This window comes from Cedecea neteri NBRC 105707 = ATCC 33855 (assembly GCF_001571265.1).
GTDB classification, from domain to species: Bacteria; Pseudomonadota; Gammaproteobacteria; order Enterobacterales; family Enterobacteriaceae; genus Cedecea; species Cedecea neteri.
This window is the reverse complement of record NZ_BCTL01000021.1, coordinates 1-15,974: the sequence shown is the minus strand read 5'-3', so window position 1 is coordinate 15,974 and position 15,974 is coordinate 1. Positions and strand designations below refer to the sequence as shown.

Sequence of the window (15,974 nt, the reverse complement as noted above, 5' to 3'; positions counted from 1 at the left end):
CTTAGTGTTTATGCTGGCCGCGCTCGCGCCACAGGGCGATCAGCCGCAGGTAATTGTCACGGATGCGTGCCACCAGCTGCGCATCGTCGATATCGCGTTTTAGCCAGGCCTGCGAGGCTTCGCCAAACAGCGTGCGCCCTACCGCAAAACCTTTCACAATCGGGTAATTTGCGGCCGCATTGAAACCCTCACGCAGCACCTCGACCGGCGCATCCAGGCCGAGGATCACCACGCCGCGGCAGTGGGGATCGCGCTTCTCAACCAGCTCGCTCAGTGCGGCCCAGCCAGCGCTGCTCAGCGGCGGAAGCTTCCACCAATCCGGGTAAATACCAAGGTTGTAGAAGCGGGAAACGGCTCTGAGATAAAGCTCGTCGCTGCGCGGCATATTCGCCGGCAAGATAACTTCCAGCAGCAGCTCGTGACCCGACTGGCAGCAGGCGCGGTACACTTCCGCAATCTTCTGCTCCTGCTCGAGGCGCAAAGCATGGGCGTCTTCCGGGTGGAAAAAGACCAGGCACTTGACGATGTGTTCCTGCGGCCAGCTAATCAGCTGCGAGCCGATGTTGCCGTGCTCCATTTCCAGCGGGCGTGAGCCTGGGAGTTCAATCGGACGGCCAATCCACCAGCCTTCACCGGTGATCGAGTTCAGCGCGTCTTGCCCGAAGGTGCCATCGCACAGCAGCCCGGCCTTGCCCTCCAGTTCGGCACGCTGAGCGGCATCACGGCTGGCCTGCAAAATCAGCTGTTTCAAAACTGGAATACGACGTAAATCCGCCCCGCTTTTGAGCGCCATCTCTTCCAGTTGGCTGCGGTGATCGAACGCCATCACGCAGAGTTCCGGCCACTGGCGGCGGCGAGTCGTGACGCGGTGCAGGTGGTTCAGGCGCGCGTCGAGATCCGGGCGAGGAACCGTATGTTCACGCGAAAGGTAATCATCCAGTTCGATTTTGCTCGGCATCGCCGGGGCGCAGCCGTGGCGTGAAACCACCAGCGCCCCGCAGGCATTGGCGTAGCGGCAGGCCTGCTCCCAGCCTTCGTCATTAAGGTATCCGCGCAGCAGCCCGGACATAAACGCGTCCCCCGCCCCCAGCACGTTGAGCACTTCCACACGCACGCCGCTGACGTTGATCCCGCCGTCCAGCGAATCGGGAATCAGCCCGAGGAATACGGAACAACCTTGCGCCCCGCGCTTGCAGACCAGCGTTGCTTCGGTGTTCTGCCGCACTTTTTTCAGCGCCGCCAGCGTGTCGGTTGATCCACCGGCAATGTGAAATTCTTCTTCGGTGCCGACGATGACGTCAAAAAGATGCAAAACGGATTGCAGCTGTTTTGTCACTTGATCGGCTTCAACAAAGCGCGTTTCGCCGTCGCCGAGAGACGTCAGTCCCCACAAAACAGGGCGGTAATCGATATCCAGCACGGTGCGCACATCGTTCCGGCGGGCATAGCTCAGCGCGGTCAGCACCGCCTCGCGGGTACGTGGGTTTGAAAGGTGCGTGCCGGTAATCGCCAGGCAGCGAGCAGAAGCAATGTACTCCTCGCTGAAATCGTCCGCCGTAATTGCCATATCGGCGCAGTTGTCGCGGTAAAAAATCAGCGGAAAAGTGTCGCGATCTTTGATCCCCAGCAGCACCAGCGCCGTCAGCCGATCTTTGTCGGTGATTAAATGGCTGGTGTCGCAGCCGACCTGGCTAAGCTCTTCGCGCAGAAAGCGCCCCATATGCTCGTCGCCAACGCGCGCCAGCATGGAAGATTTCAGCCCCTGGCGTGCGGTGCCATAGGCGACATTGCCGGACGAGCCGCCAAGATAGCGGGCGAAGCTGCTGGCATCTTCCAGCCGCGCGCCAATCTGCTGGCTGTAAAGATCTACCGCGACCCGCCCCATGCAAATCAGATCCAACTGCTTTTCTTTCATACTTCGTCCTCAGACAATGTCAGATACGTTGACCCAGCGCCCCTGCTGGTGAGACAGGGCGATAGCATCGAGAATGCGCGACACCTTCCAGCCCTCTTCAAAATCCGGCCACATCGGCTTATCAGCGGCAATGCCGTCGATCAGATCGCGCACCTCCACCGTTTTTTGATCGTTAAAACCGATGCCGTGTCCCGCGCCCATACAGAACGAGCCGTAATCCGGGTGGGCCGGGCCAACCAGCAGCGTGCGGAACCCCTGGCGGCCTTCGGGGTCGCTTTGCAGATAAAGCTTCAGCTCCGCCATTCGCTCCTGGGTAAAGCTCAGCGCCCCTTTCGTGCCGGTGATCGTCCAGGTCAGCCCCATTTTTCTGCCGCTGGCGACGCGTGACGTTTCGATCACGCCCTGAGCGCCACCTTCAAAACGCACCATCGCGTGAGCCTGATCCTCGTTTTCCACGGCGATCATTTCGCTGCTGCCTGCCGAAGCCGGGCGTTGCGGCACCACAATTTTCAGGTCACCGCAGACTTCGCGAATATCGCCCACCAGGTACTGCGCCATGTTGACGATGTGCGCCGCCAGATCCCCCAGCGCGCCAAGCCCCGCGGTTTCTTTGAAGCAGTGCCAGTGGATCGGCGAAAACGGATCGGCCATGTAGTCTTCGTTATGGGTGCCGTAAAAGTGGATCACTTCGCCGATCTCACCGCGTTCGATGATCTGCCTGGCCAGCTGCGCGGTCGGGTTCTTCATGTAGTTGAAGCCGACCAATGTCTTCACGCCAGCCAGATCGGCGGCATCTACCATCAGCCGGGCATCGCGGGCGTTGAGCGCCAACGGCTTCTCCGAATAGACGTGCTTGCCGTGGCGAATCGCCTCCAGCGCCATCTCTTTATGCAGGTGGTTTGGGGAGCAGATGTCCACCACATCGATATTTGGGTCAGCCACCAGCTCGCGCCAGTCGCCGGTGGAACGATTAAAGCCAAACGCCGCAGCGCGCTTCGCCGCCAGTTCGGGCGTGACTTCCGCTACCATTTCACGGACCAGTTCGCCCTGCAGATCAAAGACCGTCGGCGCCTGCGCGTACGCTATTGCATGGGCTTTGCCGATGTAGCCGGTGCCGATTAAACCAATTCTGACCTTTTTCATGTGTTGTTCCTGAAGTCGTAACCTGCCCTTTACCCTCACCCCGGCCCTCTCCCTGAAAGGGAGAGGGGGAAAGCAGATTCCTCTGGGAAGAGGGTTAGGCTGAGGGGCAATCCTTACAGCGCGCCGCGACGGTTCTTGGCGTAGGTATCAAACGCCACCGCCAGCACGATAATCAGCCCGGTAATGATCTGCTGGTAGTAGGCCGAGACGTTCATTAGCACCAGGCCGTTAATCAGGATCCCCATAATGATGGCGCCGATGATCGTGCCGCTGATCCGCCCGTAGCCACCCATCAGGGACGTGCCGCCGATCACCACCGAGGCGATCACCCGCAGTTCAAAGGAGATCCCCGCCACAGCTTCAGCGCTGCCCAACCGGGCGCTGAGCACAAAGCCCGCCAGCCCTGCGAGGCAGCCGATAACGACATACACGCTGACCAGCACGCGCTTAACGTTGACCCCGGCGAGACGAGCCGCTTCCGGGTTGCCGCCGATGGCATAGACGAAGCGTCCCCAGCGGGTTTTATGCAGCGCCAGATACCCCAGAATCGAGACAATGGCGAAGATCCAGATAGGAATGGAGATACCGAGCATTTCTCCGCGTCCCCACCAGCGGTAGCCCGCATCAAACCCGGCGATGGGCGCGCCGTCGTTGATCACCAGCGTCAGGCCGCGCCAGATGGTCATCCCGCCCAGCGTGACGATGAACGGCGGCAGGCGCAGACGAGTGACGCCCAGGCCGTGCAGGAAGCCTATCAGCGTGCCGATAGCCAGGCAGATCCCCAGCCCCAGCAGCCAGCTAAAGCCGCCCCAGGCGTTGGGATCGACGGTGGTAAAGTTGTCGCCCTTGATCACGTAGGATGCGGTCATCGCGCACACGGCCAGGATCGAACCCACCGACAGATCGATACCCGCAGTAAGAATGACAAAGGTCATGCCCACCGCGATGATCCCGTAAATGGAAACCTCGGTCAGGATGTTGAAAATATTACGTTCGGACAGGAAGTTGCTGTTCTGCGACTGAAAGAAGATCAGCAGCAGGAACATGAAGATCAGCACCCCGAAGCGCTCGAAGAAAGCGATCGGATCGAAGCGCGAAGCGCTTTTTGCCGGAGTCTGGCTTTTGGTAATCATCTGCGTCATGGGCTCCCCCGTTATGCGGCGCTTAAGGCGCTATGGTTGATGGCCATCAGGGTCATCAGCCGTTCTTCGTTGGCTTCATCGCCGTGCAGTTCGCCGGTCACCCGCCCTTCGCTGAGGGTGATTATCCGATCCGACACCGCGAGAATCTCCGGCAGGTCGGAAGAGATAACGATCACTGCCACGCCTCGCTTAGCCATATCAAACAGCACCTGATGCACTTCCGATTTAGTTCCTACGTCAATGCCGCGGGTCGGCTCATCGACGATCAGCACCCGTGGATTCAACGCCATACAGCGCGCCAGGATCACTTTTTGCTGATTACCGCCGGAGAGCTTGCGCACCTCCTGCTCGGCGTTAACCATTTTGATTTGCAGCGCCTGCCGATAGGACTCGATCAGCGCGTCCTCTTTGCGTGGGCTAACGAAATAGCGCCAGGTCAGCAGCGACGAGAGGCTGGACAAAGACAGGTTGTCGCGGATCGACAGGCCCAGCACCGCGCCCTCTTTTTTACGATCCTCCGGCACCAGCGCGATCCCCTGCTCCAATGCGTGCATCGGGTTTTGCGGCTGATAGGGTTTACCGTCCAGCTCAAAGCTGCCGGTGGTGAATTTGTCTGCGCCAAACAGGCAGCGTGCGACTTCGGTGCGCCCGGCGCCCACCAGCCCGGCAATGCCTAACACTTCTCCGGCGTGCACGTGAAAACTAATATCTTTCAATGCAATGCCGTGAGGATCGAGCGGCGGTTTTTCGCGGCTTAGCCCCTTCACCGCCAGGCGGATAGGCTTGTCAGCATGGTGCGTGAGGCTAGCATCGCGGCGGTTAAACACCACATCGCGGCCGACCATCAGGCGAATAATTTGCTCCACGTTGGTGCCCGCCACGTCGCCGGAACCGGTATAGCGGCCATCCTGGAACACGGTGAAACGGTCACAAAGCTGGAAGACTTCGTGCAGGCGATGGGTGACATAAATAATGCTGACGCCACGGCCTTTAAGCTCGCGCACCACGCGGTGCAGGCTCTCAACTTCGCTGTCGCTCAGGGCTGCGGAAGGCTCATCCATAATGATCAGCCGGGCGTTCAGCGTCAGCGCTCTGGCAATCTCAACCATCTGCTGCTGGGCGACGCTCAGGCGGGCCACGGCGGTCGTCGGCGCTACGTTAAGCTGCAAATAATCCAGAATGACCTGCGCTTCCTGGTTCACCGCCTTGCTGTCGACGATCAGGTTACGGCGACGCGGCTCGCGGCCAAGAAACATGTTTTCCGCCACCGTCATATTGGGCAGCAGGTTAAATTCTTGATAGATAGTGATAATGCCTTTGTTCTGACGCTCCACCGGCGAGTCATCTACGGGCAGCGTTTCGCCGTTAAACCAGATCTCGCCGCGCGTTTGCGGCTGTGCTCCGGCCAGCGCCTTCAGCAGCGTGGATTTTCCCGCGCCGTTCTCTCCCAGCAGGGCGTGAATCTCCCCCTGCCCGACGCTGAGCTGCGCGCTGCTCAGCGCCCACACGCCGGAGAAACTTTTCGCCAGGTCGGTCACTTTCAGTAAAGGTTGCGACATCAGACTGCTCCTCATTTCAGCGAATATCCTATAGATTTCAAGCTGCAGCACGGCGGCAACTGAGGGCATCCCCGGGAGCATAGCTAACTATGTGACCGGGGTGCGGGAAGGCAGCCAACACCGCTGCAGCTTGAAAGATGACGGATATTATTTGCCTGCTTCGCCGATACGTTCTGCTTGATCCAGGTTATCTTTGGTGATCATCGTTGGCGCGTAATCTGCCCCGGTGATCGCCTTCTTCTCGCGAATGTTGGCCACCAGCTGGCTCATCGCCGTTTTCACCGCAAAGCCTGGACGCTGATCCGCCGTTGCCGCCAGCCAGCCATCGCGCACACGGGCCAGCGCTTCCGGCACCGCGTCAAAACCTGTGACCAGCACTTCACCCGGCTTCATGCCCTGCCCCTGCAGCGCTTCAATTGCGCCGAGCGCCATATCGTCGTTGGCGGAAAGAATGACCTGAGGTTTTTTCGGCAGCGACGGCAGCACGCTTTCAACGATGCGCATACCTTCAGAACGCATCCAGTTCCCGGTCTGATCGGCGACGATCTTGTATTTAGCGCCCCCGGCTTTCAGGCCGTCACGGATCCCTTTGGTGCGTTCGATATTTGAGGAAGAGCCCGGCTGGCCGGTCAGCAGCACGATGTCCGCGCCGTCAGGGAATTTGGCCTTCACAAAGTCCGCCACCGCCTGGCCGCCTTTGTAGTTATTGGCGCCGAAATGCGGCACCGGCTTGTCGCTGGCGACCGAGCGGTCGAGCGTCACCACCGGCAGCCTGGCATCCTGAATTTCCCCTACCGCGCTCGACACGGCGTTAACGTCATTAGGAGAGACGATAAATCCCTGAGCGCCACGGGTAATGGCGTTTTCCAGGTCGGCAACCTGCTTAGGAGAGCTGCCCTGGCTGTCGAGCACTTGCAGCTTAACGCCCATCTCTTTGGCGGCCTGCACGGCGGTGCGCTGCATATGCACTTCAAACGGCATCGCGAGGTTTGGGGTGCTAAAAACAATCTGTTCGTTTTCGGCCAGCGCCGGAGCCGTGGTCAGGGCGATGAGGGCGGCGAGGATCAGCTTTTTCATTGTTATCTCTCTTCTATGTGTAGGGTCTTCGGAGGTTACAAAGCAACTTCGCGCTGGCTACGCAGTGACTCCAGCGCCTTGTCGGCCAGGTACAGGGCACGTTCACCGTCGTCGCCGCTGCACTCGGGTTTGGCCTCACCGCGCAGGACGGCAACAAAGTGCTGCCATTCGGCGGCGTAGGCATCTTTGTAGCGCTGGAGGAAGAAGTGTTCTGGCAACGCGCTGGTGTTCCCGCCGTCGCCGAAGAATTGAACCTGGTTTTCCAGGATATTGCCGGCAGTCAGCAGGCCCTTAGCGCCATGCAGCTCCAGGCGCTGGTCGTAGCCATAGGCCGAGCGGCGGCTGTTGACGATGGTCGCCAGCGCTCCGGAGGCATATTTCAGGACGATAAAAGCGGTATCGATGTCGCCCGCTTCGCCAATCGCCGGGTCAACCAGGTTGCTGCCCTGGGCGTACACAGAAACGGGTTCTTCGCCCATGATGAAGCGGGCCATATCAAAGTCATGAATGGTCATGTCGCGGAACATGCCGCCGGAGACACGCACATATTCAGCCGGCGGCGGCGATGGATCGCGGGAGATAATCACCAGCGATTCCGGCGTGCCGATGCGCCCCTGCAGCGCTTCGTTTTTCAGTTTGCGGAACTGCGGATCGAAGCGACGGTTAAAGCCGATAAACAGCGGCACATTATGTGCTTTCACCACTTTCAGGCAGTCGCGCACACGGGCCAGATCCAAATGCACCGGCTTTTCGCAGAAGATTGCTTTGCCATGTTTGGCGGCAAGCTCAATCAGGTCAGCGTGAGTGTCGGTCGCCGAGGCGATCAGCACCGCATGAACCTCCGGGTCGCTCATCGCCTGGGCAACGCTCTGCTGGCGCGCCTGGTATTTTTCGGCAATGCGCGCGGCGTTTTCTGCATTAGGATCGACAACGGACCAGAGGGTGGAATGGGGATGGGCGGCAATATTGGCGGCGTGGATTTGGCCGATACGGCCCGCGCCCAGTAAAGCAATGTTAAACATGGCGGCTCCCGAAAGTGGTGTTGCATTAGGGTCATGAGCCGGGTCTTCCGGCTTTCACATGCAGCTGAATAACGACGCCTTAAATAAAACATTTATTTCATTTTAATGCAGAGTGAAAGTTTCATTTTTGCGCAGAGGTTAACATTTTGATAATTTATCGGCTGTGTTTTGTTAGCAAAATCACATCACCGAGTGAATTAAAGCCTGCACAGGGAAGGGATTTGAGAGGGAGAGCGCACCCATGCTGCAGGGCAAGAGGGAAAGAAAGTAAAAATGAAATAAACATTCCGCCAGACAGTCCAGCGGAATGCTAAAGGGTTAGTACTGGCGGGCGTTTTTAAGCTTAGCGGCGGTTTGTTCCGCGGCATCGGCCACGCCGCTCGAGCGCGAAACCTGAGCATCTCCGGTGCGCCACCAGGCTTCATAGTCGTGGGTCATGGTTTTAGGCAGCACTTTAATATCCAGCAGCGTTGGCCCCGGCGCCTGACGAGATGCCTCCAGCGCGGCAAGCAGTTCCGCCTCGTTATTGACCCGCCAGGCTTTGCAGCCGTAGCTTTCGGCATTTTGGGCAAAATCAACCTTCACCAGCGGGCCATCCAGCCTGCCGCTTTGCGGGTTACGGTGACGGTTTTCGGTGCCAAAGCTGCCCATTCCGTGGCCCATTTGCAGGTTATTGATGCAGCCGAACCCCGCGTTATCGAACAACAGAATGGTGATTTTTATCCCTTCCTGCACGGCGGTTTGCAGCTCAGAATGCAGCATCAGATAAGACCCGTCCCCCACCATCGCATACACCGGCTGCTGCGGCTTCGCGAGCTTTGCCCCTACCGCCGCGGCAATCTCGTAGCCCATGCACGAATAGCCGTATTCGAGGTGATAGCTGTCCGGCGTTTTTACCTGCCACAGACGCTGTAAATCCCCTGGCAGCGATCCCGCCGCGCCCACCACGATAGCGTCATCTTCAATATGCTGATTCACCAGGCCCAGCACGCGGGTTTGGGTTAATGACGTGCCTAACTCGCGGCTGTATTCCTGCAATGTTTCATCCAGATGGCCCGCCACTTCCGGGGCTTCACCCGGCTGCCATTGCCGCGTCGACAGCCGCTGGCACTCGTCGCGCCAGGCCGCTTTAGCGTGAGCGGCTTCGTCCTGCCAGGCAGCGTGGTAGTTAGCCTGATGCAGGCCGGCAGTCAGTTGCTCAAGCCCGATCCGGGCATCGGCTACCAGCGGCGTAGCGTCCAGCTTCAGGGCGTCGAATTCGGCCACGTTCAGCAGCAGGAAGTCGGCCTCAGGTGAAAACAGCGATTTGGAACCGGTGGTAAAGTCGGTCAGCCGGGTGCCCACGCCAATAATCAGATCGGCCTGCGGCGCAAGCCGGTTAGCCGCCAGGCCGCCGGTGACGCCGAGGCCGCCTAGATTAAGTGAGTGCTCGCTTACAATTGCGCCTTTCCCGGCCTGCGTTTCGGCAAACGGCAGCCCGAAACGCTCCACAAAATCCTGAAATGCCTGATGCGCGCCTGAATAACGAACCCCGCCGCCGCAGATAACCAGCGGGCGACGCTTGCTGGCAATCAGCTTTAGCGCAGCCTGCAGCCGGTTTTCATCCGGCGGGCGCCTTTCAATATGATGTACTCGCTTCTCGAAGAAGCTTTGCGGATAATCCCAGGCTTCCCCCTGCACGTCCTGCGGCAGGCAAATCGTTACCGCACCGGTATCCACGGGGTTAGTAAGTACTCGCATGGCGCTAATCATGGCGCTCATCAGCTGCTCCGGGCGATTGATTCTGTCCCAGTAGCGGGACACCGGCCGGAAGCAGTCGTTGGTGCTGATGCTCAGGTCATGAAATTGCTCGATTTGCTGGAGCACCGGGTCCGGCTGGCGGCTGGCGTAGATGTCGCCGGGCAAGAGCAGCAGCGGAATGCGGTTGGCGGTGGCCGTTGCGGCGGCGGTCACCATATTGGCAGCCCCAGGCCCCACGGATGAGGTCACGGCATAAATCCGCTGCCGACGGTGCTGTTTGGCGAAGCCAGTGGCGATATGCGCCATACCCTGCTCGTTACAGCCCTGATGCACTTTCAGGTGGCCGGGATCTTGCTCCAGCGCCTGCCCAAGACCGAGCACGTTGCCGTGCCCGAAAATGGTCATTACACCTTCTATAAACGGCTGCTCCTGCCCGTCGATTTCAACGTACTGCTGGTTTAAAAACCTGACCAGCGCCTGCGCCATGGTCATGCGTTGTGTGGTCATCTTTCCTCCCCTTAGCCCAGCGTTGGCATCGAGAACGCAGAGCCTTGCTGATGGCTGGTGTCCGGCCAGCGGGCGGTGACGGTTTTCATGCGCGTATAGAAACGCACGCCGTCGCTGCCGTGGACGTTAAGCGGCCCAAAGATGGAACGCTTCCAGCCGCCGAAGCTGTGGAAAGCCATCGGCACCGGGATCGGCACGTTTACGCCGACCATGCCCGCCTGCACTTCCTCGGTAAAGCGCCTGGCTGTGCCGCCATCACGGGTAAAAATCGCCGTGCCGTTGCCGTATTCATGTTTGTTAATCAGCGCCAGCGCGCTGGCGTAATCCGGCACGCGCACCACGCACAGCACCGGGCCGAAGATTTCTTCTTTATAGATGGTCATTTCAGGCGTGACGCGATCAAACAGCGTTGGGCCAACAAAATAACCGCCTTCATTGCCCGCCAGCTTAAGGCCCCGGCCATCCACGCGCAGCGTCGCGCCCTGCTGCTCTCCGCTATCAATATAGCCCAGCACTTTTGCCCGGTGCGGGGCGGAAATCAGCGGTCCCATATCATTTTCTGGTTCATGCCCAAGGCCTGGCCCAACGCGCAGCGTGGCGAGCTGTTTTTCCAGCCCGGCACACAGCGCGTCGGCGGTTTCATCGCCCACGGCCACCACCACCGAAAGCGCCATGCAGCGTTCCCCGGCGGCACCAAAGGCCGCCCCCATGATGGCGTTGGTTGCCATCTCCAGATCGGCATCCGGCATCAAAATGCAGTGGTTTTTCGCCCCGCCCAGCGCCTGACAGCGCTTGCCGTGGGCAGAGGCCGTCTGGTAGATGTACTCGGCAATCGGCGTCGAGCCCACAAAGCTGACGGCCTGAACTCTTGAGTCGGTCAGCAGAACGTCCACGGCTTCTTTATCGCCCTGTACCACGTTAAATACGCCGTCAGGCAGCCCGGCCTCTTTCAGCAACTGAGCAAGCCGCAGCGACAGCGACGGATCTTTTTCCGATGGTTTGAGAACAAAAGTATTGCCGGTCGCCAGCGCGATAGGGAACATCCACATCGGCACCATGGCCGGGAAGTTAAACGGCGTGATGCCCGCGCAGACGCCAAGCGGCTGCATCAGCGAGTGGCTATCCACGCCCGTCCCCACGTTAGCGGAATGTTCGCCCTTTTGCAGATGCGGTATCCCGCAGGCGAACTCCACCACTTCGAGGCCGCGAGTCAACTCGCCCACCGCGTCAGAATAGACTTTGCCGTGCTCTTCGCTGATAAGCTTCGCCAGGCCATCCATCTGTTCCTCAAGCAGGCTTTTAAAGCGGAACATCACGCGGGCACGCTTGAGCGGAGACTGGCGGGCCCAGCCCGGAAACGCCTGCTGGGCAGCGGCAATGGCCTGCTCCGTCTGCCGGGCCGTGCTCATCGCGACCTGACGGATCTGTGCGCCGGTCGCCGGGTTGAAGATCGCCTGTACCCGCTGGCCTTCGCCCGCGACGCATTCACCGTGGATAAAATTCGCTACCGTCTCCATCTCTGGCCTCTTGCTGTTAGGGTTGTCTCCTGAACACTGTATATGAAATAAACATTCCATTTTAAGTCGAAATAAAATAAATGTTGATTATTGTGATCAACACTTCGTTTTTATGTTAACCCGCAGAATGAGGTGCAAAGACTGAGACGTCAGTGACGTTTCAGCCCCTGCCAGTTTTGGTGCATCTGTTTCATTTTTGCCGGTACTACGCTTAAATACGTTTCAGCGAATACTTTTGAGGATGGCAAATTGACCACGGCGACAACCCTGAGCGAACTCCAGCAGCAGATCCGCGACCGCTATGACAGCCTGAGCAAAAGGCTGCAGCAGGTTTCCCGCTACGTGCTGGATAACACCAACAGCGTGGCATTTGATACCGTGGCCGCCATTGCCGAGCGGGCAGAAGTGCCGCCCTCGACGCTGATCCGCTTTGCCAATGCCTTTGATTTCAGCGGCTTCAACGAAATGAAACAGCTGTTCCGCATGAACCTGGTGGAAGAGACGGCCAGCTACACTGACCGGGCGAGGCTGTTCCGCGAACTGGGCAGCGAAGCCGTGCCGGAAACGCCGCTGGATATTTTGCAGGAATTTGCCCGCTCAAATGCTCAGGCGCTGCAGCAGTTGGCCGCCCGTACCGAGCCCGAAATGCTGCAGCGTGCGGTTGAACTGCTGGCCGAAGCAGACACGATCTACGTTGTCGGCCTGCGCCGCTCCTTTAGCGTGGCGGCCTATCTGACCTATGCCCTGAGTCACCTTGATTGCCGCGCCGTGCTGCTGGACGGGCTTGGCGGCATGCTGCGTGAGCAGGTCAACCGCGTTAAAGCGAAAGATATTGTGGTGTCGATAAGCTTCTCTCCGTATGCCGAAGAGACGTTGATGGTCAGCGAAATTGCCGCGCAGGCGGGTGCTCGCCAGATAGTGATCACGGACAGCCAAATTAGCCCCTTTGCAACCTTTAGCGATCTCTGTTTTGTGGTGAAAGAGGCGCAGGTCGACGCCTTCCGCTCGCAGTCGGCCACGCTTTGCCTGGTGCAGTCGCTGATGGTGGCGCTCGCGTATTACCAGGGCACGCCGCACAGCGCGCTTTCGCCGGAGGCCTGATTTTCGGATTGCCGAATGTCTCCGCAGGGTTAAGATGAAAACAGCGTTTCAAAAAATAACTCTTACCCTAAGGAGACACCATGCCGTACGAGGCCAGCCCGTCACGTTATCAATCCATGCAGTATCGCTACTGCGGCCAGAGCGGCCTGCCGCTGCCCGCCCTTTCTCTTGGCCTGTGGCACAGTTTTGGCGGCGTAAGCCCGCTGGAGTCACAGCGCGATCTGCTGCGCACCGCGTTCGATCTTGGCATTACGCATTTTGATCTGGCAAACAACTACGGGCCGCCTCCCGGCTCGGCGGAAGAAAACTTTGGCCGCCTGCTGAAGCAGGATTTTAGCGGCTATCGCGACGAGCTGATTATTGCCACCAAAGCGGGCTACGACATGTGGCCAGGGCCTTACGGCTCCGGCGGCTCGCGCAAATATTTGCTGGCGAGTCTGGATCAGAGCCTGAAGCGCATGGGGCTGGAGTACGTCGACATCTTCTATTCCCATCGCGTGGATGAGAGAACGCCGATGGAAGAAACGGCCGGCGCGCTGGCACACGCGGTGCAAAGCGGTAAAGCGCTCTACGTCGGGATTTCCTCCTACTCCTCCGAACGTACGCAAAAAATGGCCGATCTGCTGCGAGAATGGAAGATTCCGCTGCTTATCCATCAACCCTCCTATAACCTGCTCAACCGCTGGGTCGATAAAAGCGGCCTGCTGGACACGCTGCAGCGCAACGGCAGCGGCTGTATCGCCTTTACCCCACTTGCTCAGGGTCTGCTGACCGGCAAATACCTGAACGGTATCCCGGAAGGTTCGAGGATGCAGGTAGAGGGCAATAAAATTCGCGGGCTGAATGAAAAGATGCTGACCGAGGCTAATCTGAGCAGCCTGCGCTTGCTCAACGAGATGGCGCAGCAGCGAGGCCAGACGATGGCGCAGATGGCGCTGAGCTGGCTGCTGAAAGATGAGCGGGTCACCTCAGTGCTTATCGGTGCAAGCCGCGCAGAGCAGCTCAAAGAGAACGTTAAGGCGCTCGATAACCTGAAATTTACGGCGGATGAGCTGGAGAGAATCGACCGTCACGTTGCCGATGGCGAACTGAATTTGTGGCAGGCGTCGTCGGATAAATAAAAGCAAAAGCCCCTATTTAACAGGGGCTTAATATTTAATACTTTGCGCTGCGGGAAAGCTTGTCGAGATAGCCCATCACAAACGCCGACAGCACAAACGTCAGGTGGATTATCACATACCACATCAGTTTGTTGTCCGGCACGTTTTTAGCGTCCATAAAAATACGCAGCAGATGGATGGAAGAGATGGCCACGATCGACGCCGCCACCTTATTCTTCAGCGAGCCGGAGTCCATTTTCCCCAGCCAGCTCAGTTTCTCTTTGCCTTCGTAAATATCCAGCGTCGAGACAAAGTTCTCATAGCCGGAAAACATCACCATCACCAGCAGGCCACCGACCAGCGCCATATCCACCAGCGAGAGCAGGGTCAGAATTAAGTCAGCTTCCGCAATCGAGAAGATATTCGGCAGAACGTGAATGATCTCCTGGAAAAACTTCACCGTCAGCGCAAGCAGGGCCAGAGATAACCCGAAGTAAACCGGGGCCAGAAGCCAGCGCGAGGCGTACATCGCATTCTCAATAAAACGTTCCATAATGTCCTGTCTGGAAATATAAAAAGGGCGTCATTATAGCGAATTCCAGCGTTTAAGCGTGAGTGCCGGACGCAGGATGACAAGGCTCATACGCTGTTCAGGTTTATCTCAGGGCGTTGGTACTGCGGCCACACCAGCGCCACCAGCTCAGGGTAAGCTTCCCGGCTAAACTCGTTAAAACACTGGCGCAGGTTCAGCACTTCAATATCTGACAATGGCACCTGCTCACCTTCGGCACAGCGCTTTTTAATATTGTCATAATATTTATATACCGCCGAATTTAAATCACTGCAGCGGCGCTGGGCACTAAATAAAACCGGCTGAGACGTGAGCTCATCGATACGCATTTTTTTAATTGTGGCGTGAGTGAAGTCAATATACTCACTGTTAATACGCCAATAATAGCTGGGCGTAATTTTTGACATTAACATGCCGAAATAATCTTCCCGTTCTTCGCTGGAGGTAGCTGGTTGTATTTCACCGGAAGCACGATTCTTCTTATTATTTGAGGTACTGAATTCTTTGCGCATAACCAGCACGGCGCATAACAAAATCAAAATTGTAACAATAGAATAAAATATGCTGTGCATAAGAAACTCCTGTTTTTTTTATTTTTGAATTGAGGCATCATATCGCGAATCTCTGAACCTGAATATTGAACCGATTTCAAAGGATCACATTCGATGCTGCCTGAACACTTCTTACCACGGCGCTATCCTGTTGTTGCACCTTCAACGCTCCCTGCAGAAGCTGAAAATAGTAACACGCCGGAAGTCGTTCAGGATAAGATTTTAACGCTGGAAAAAAACATCCTGAGCGGCAGTCATTACGCAGGCCAGGCCAAAAACCGCCTGCTTGAAGAAACCGATCGTCATATTAAAGAGCGGTTGCTGTGCGCGGTCCGGATTGAGGTCTTACACGCCATGATTGGCGAACTGGTTGAAAAAGAACTTATTAGTGCCGCCGATTTGCAGATGCTTATCGAAGATAAAACCGCCTGGGTGAGTAGCAAAGAACAGGAAATTTGGGTTAATCAAATGACTCAGGAAAAAACCTGGCCATTATGCTATTCAATTGAGGAGTAGTGCTATGGCAGAGCCAATAAAAAAACAGCCAGTACTAATTAGCGTCGATGAAAATAAAGACCATGAATTTACGTTAAGTAAAAATATAGCGATTCTGATTCGCCTTAAGAATGAAAACATCACCCGCAATACGCAGGAAGTCACAGATATTACTTCGGCGCTTATCGACCTGAAATGGATGAACCGCCGTGAGATTTTCCCGTGGCGCGCCAAGGAAGAAGTGTATGGTGCCGTGCTGGAGGAGATCCTCAGCCACCATCCGAAGCTTAAAGAGCAAATTCTTAAGCGACTGGAAGGGCATTATCAGCGTCTGAAAGAGCAAGAGGCCCAAACGCTGTCGATAACCCGCGGTCTGGCGGAGAAGACGTGGAAGAGTTCCACTCTATGAGTGGGGTTTGCCTCTTCTACACATTTCCCTTTCAAATCTTCCGGAAGATGTCTTTTGATTCGCGGTTTTTCCGTTCACCCGTACATTTGTTTCCCCTGCACGCTCAGATAACTGTGAACGTGTCC

Annotated in this window: 14 protein-coding genes; 4 read left to right on the top strand and 10 right to left on the bottom strand. The window is 57.3% G+C overall.

The genetic code is table 11. The features are described from left to right. Window position 1 precedes the first annotated feature (1 nt). The 8 genes from CNE01S_RS09760 to CNE01S_RS09725 form a co-directional block, all read right to left on the bottom strand. The gene (locus tag CNE01S_RS09760; protein WP_061275543.1) at window positions 2–1,915 is read right to left on the bottom strand and encodes a bifunctional 5-dehydro-2-deoxygluconokinase/5-dehydro-2-deoxyphosphogluconate aldolase; all 1,914 of its coding nucleotides are present in this window, start codon (window positions 1,913–1,915) and stop codon (window positions 2–4) included. A gap of 9 nt (window positions 1,916–1,924) precedes the next feature. Next, a complete protein-coding gene (locus CNE01S_RS09755; RefSeq protein ID WP_061275541.1) occupies window positions 1,925–3,058 on the bottom strand; it encodes a Gfo/Idh/MocA family protein in 1,134 nt (377 codons plus the stop codon). Window positions 3,059–3,171: 113 nt separating this feature from the next. Next, window positions 3,172–4,200 (bottom strand): ABC transporter permease, encoded by a 1,029-nt coding sequence (locus CNE01S_RS09750; RefSeq protein WP_061275539.1) that lies wholly within the window; start codon window positions 4,198–4,200, stop codon window positions 3,172–3,174. Window positions 4,201–4,211: 11 nt separating this feature from the next. Next, window positions 4,212–5,759: a sugar ABC transporter ATP-binding protein gene (locus CNE01S_RS09745; protein WP_061275537.1), complete on the bottom strand. Its 1,548-nt coding sequence runs from the start codon at window positions 5,757–5,759 to the stop codon at window positions 4,212–4,214. A 147-nt stretch (window positions 5,760–5,906) separates the two neighbouring features. Beyond that, window positions 5,907–6,836, bottom strand: coding sequence for a sugar ABC transporter substrate-binding protein (locus CNE01S_RS09740; RefSeq protein ID WP_061275535.1), 930 nt, complete (start codon window positions 6,834–6,836; stop codon window positions 5,907–5,909). A gap of 35 nt (window positions 6,837–6,871) precedes the next feature. Continuing rightward, on the bottom strand, window positions 6,872–7,858 hold the full coding sequence (gene iolG, locus CNE01S_RS09735; protein ID WP_061275533.1) for an inositol 2-dehydrogenase: 987 nt from the start codon (window positions 7,856–7,858) through the stop codon (window positions 6,872–6,874). A 318-nt stretch (window positions 7,859–8,176) separates the two neighbouring features. Then, window positions 8,177–10,105, bottom strand: coding sequence for a 3D-(3,5/4)-trihydroxycyclohexane-1,2-dione acylhydrolase (decyclizing) (gene iolD / locus CNE01S_RS09730; protein ID WP_061275531.1), 1,929 nt, complete (start codon window positions 10,103–10,105; stop codon window positions 8,177–8,179). A gap of 11 nt (window positions 10,106–10,116) precedes the next feature. Next, window positions 10,117–11,622, bottom strand: a complete 1,506-nt coding sequence (locus CNE01S_RS09725) for a CoA-acylating methylmalonate-semialdehyde dehydrogenase (protein ID WP_061275529.1) — start codon at window positions 11,620–11,622, stop codon at window positions 10,117–10,119. 249 nt (window positions 11,623–11,871) lie between these two features. Between CNE01S_RS09725 and CNE01S_RS09720 the strand changes: the two genes are divergently transcribed. Further along, the gene (locus CNE01S_RS09720; protein WP_008457013.1) at window positions 11,872–12,723 is read left to right on the top strand and encodes a MurR/RpiR family transcriptional regulator; all 852 of its coding nucleotides are present in this window, start codon (window positions 11,872–11,874) and stop codon (window positions 12,721–12,723) included. Between the two features lie 80 nt (window positions 12,724–12,803). Beyond that, a complete protein-coding gene (gene mgrA / locus CNE01S_RS09715; RefSeq protein ID WP_061275527.1) occupies window positions 12,804–13,844 on the top strand; it encodes an L-glyceraldehyde 3-phosphate reductase in 1,041 nt (346 codons plus the stop codon). Window positions 13,845–13,878: 34 nt separating this feature from the next. Here mgrA and CNE01S_RS09710 read toward each other — a convergent pair whose 3' ends face one another. Both CNE01S_RS09710 and CNE01S_RS09705 read right to left on the bottom strand, forming a co-directional pair. After that, the gene (locus CNE01S_RS09710; RefSeq protein ID WP_039287718.1) at window positions 13,879–14,376 is read right to left on the bottom strand and encodes a TIGR00645 family protein; all 498 of its coding nucleotides are present in this window, start codon (window positions 14,374–14,376) and stop codon (window positions 13,879–13,881) included. Window positions 14,377–14,462: 86 nt separating this feature from the next. Next, window positions 14,463–14,966 carry an ESA_00282 family adhesion-associated protein gene (locus CNE01S_RS09705; protein ID WP_061275525.1) on the bottom strand — a complete coding sequence of 168 codons (504 nt, stop codon included), beginning with the start codon at window positions 14,964–14,966 and terminating at the stop codon, window positions 14,463–14,465. A gap of 93 nt (window positions 14,967–15,059) precedes the next feature. On the opposite strand from CNE01S_RS09705, the gene CNE01S_RS09700 reads away from it, so the two are divergent. Continuing rightward, on the top strand, window positions 15,060–15,461 hold the full coding sequence (locus CNE01S_RS09700; protein WP_061275523.1) for a hypothetical protein: 402 nt from the start codon (window positions 15,060–15,062) through the stop codon (window positions 15,459–15,461). Window positions 15,462–15,465: 4 nt separating this feature from the next. Next, window positions 15,466–15,849 (top strand): hypothetical protein, encoded by a 384-nt coding sequence (locus CNE01S_RS09695; RefSeq protein ID WP_061275521.1) that lies wholly within the window; start codon window positions 15,466–15,468, stop codon window positions 15,847–15,849. Window positions 15,850–15,974: the final 125 nt, after the last annotated feature.

Coding starts and splice junctions, on each gene's coding strand:
- CNE01S_RS09710 (WP_039287718.1), bottom strand. CDS start 14,376: ATGGAACGTTTTATTGAGAATGCGATGTACGCCTCGCGCTGGCTTCTG.
- CNE01S_RS09740 (WP_061275535.1), bottom strand. CDS start 6,836: ATGAAAAAGCTGATCCTCGCCGCCCTCATCGCCCTGACCACGGCTCCG.
- iolG (WP_061275533.1), bottom strand. CDS start 7,858: ATGTTTAACATTGCTTTACTGGGCGCGGGCCGTATCGGCCAAATCCAC.
- CNE01S_RS09745 (WP_061275537.1), bottom strand. CDS start 5,759: ATGTCGCAACCTTTACTGAAAGTGACCGACCTGGCGAAAAGTTTCTCC.
- mgrA (WP_061275527.1), top strand. CDS start 12,804: ATGCCGTACGAGGCCAGCCCGTCACGTTATCAATCCATGCAGTATCGC.
- CNE01S_RS09755 (WP_061275541.1), bottom strand. CDS start 3,058: ATGAAAAAGGTCAGAATTGGTTTAATCGGCACCGGCTACATCGGCAAA.
- CNE01S_RS09725 (WP_061275529.1), bottom strand. CDS start 11,622: ATGGAGACGGTAGCGAATTTTATCCACGGTGAATGCGTCGCGGGCGAA.
- CNE01S_RS09705 (WP_061275525.1), bottom strand. CDS start 14,966: ATGCACAGCATATTTTATTCTATTGTTACAATTTTGATTTTGTTATGC.
- CNE01S_RS09750 (WP_061275539.1), bottom strand. CDS start 4,200: ATGACGCAGATGATTACCAAAAGCCAGACTCCGGCAAAAAGCGCTTCG.
- iolD (WP_061275531.1), bottom strand. CDS start 10,105: ATGACCACACAACGCATGACCATGGCGCAGGCGCTGGTCAGGTTTTTA.
- CNE01S_RS09760 (WP_061275543.1), bottom strand. CDS start 1,915: ATGAAAGAAAAGCAGTTGGATCTGATTTGCATGGGGCGGGTCGCGGTA.
- CNE01S_RS09695 (WP_061275521.1), top strand. CDS start 15,466: ATGGCAGAGCCAATAAAAAAACAGCCAGTACTAATTAGCGTCGATGAA.
- CNE01S_RS09700 (WP_061275523.1), top strand. CDS start 15,060: ATGCTGCCTGAACACTTCTTACCACGGCGCTATCCTGTTGTTGCACCT.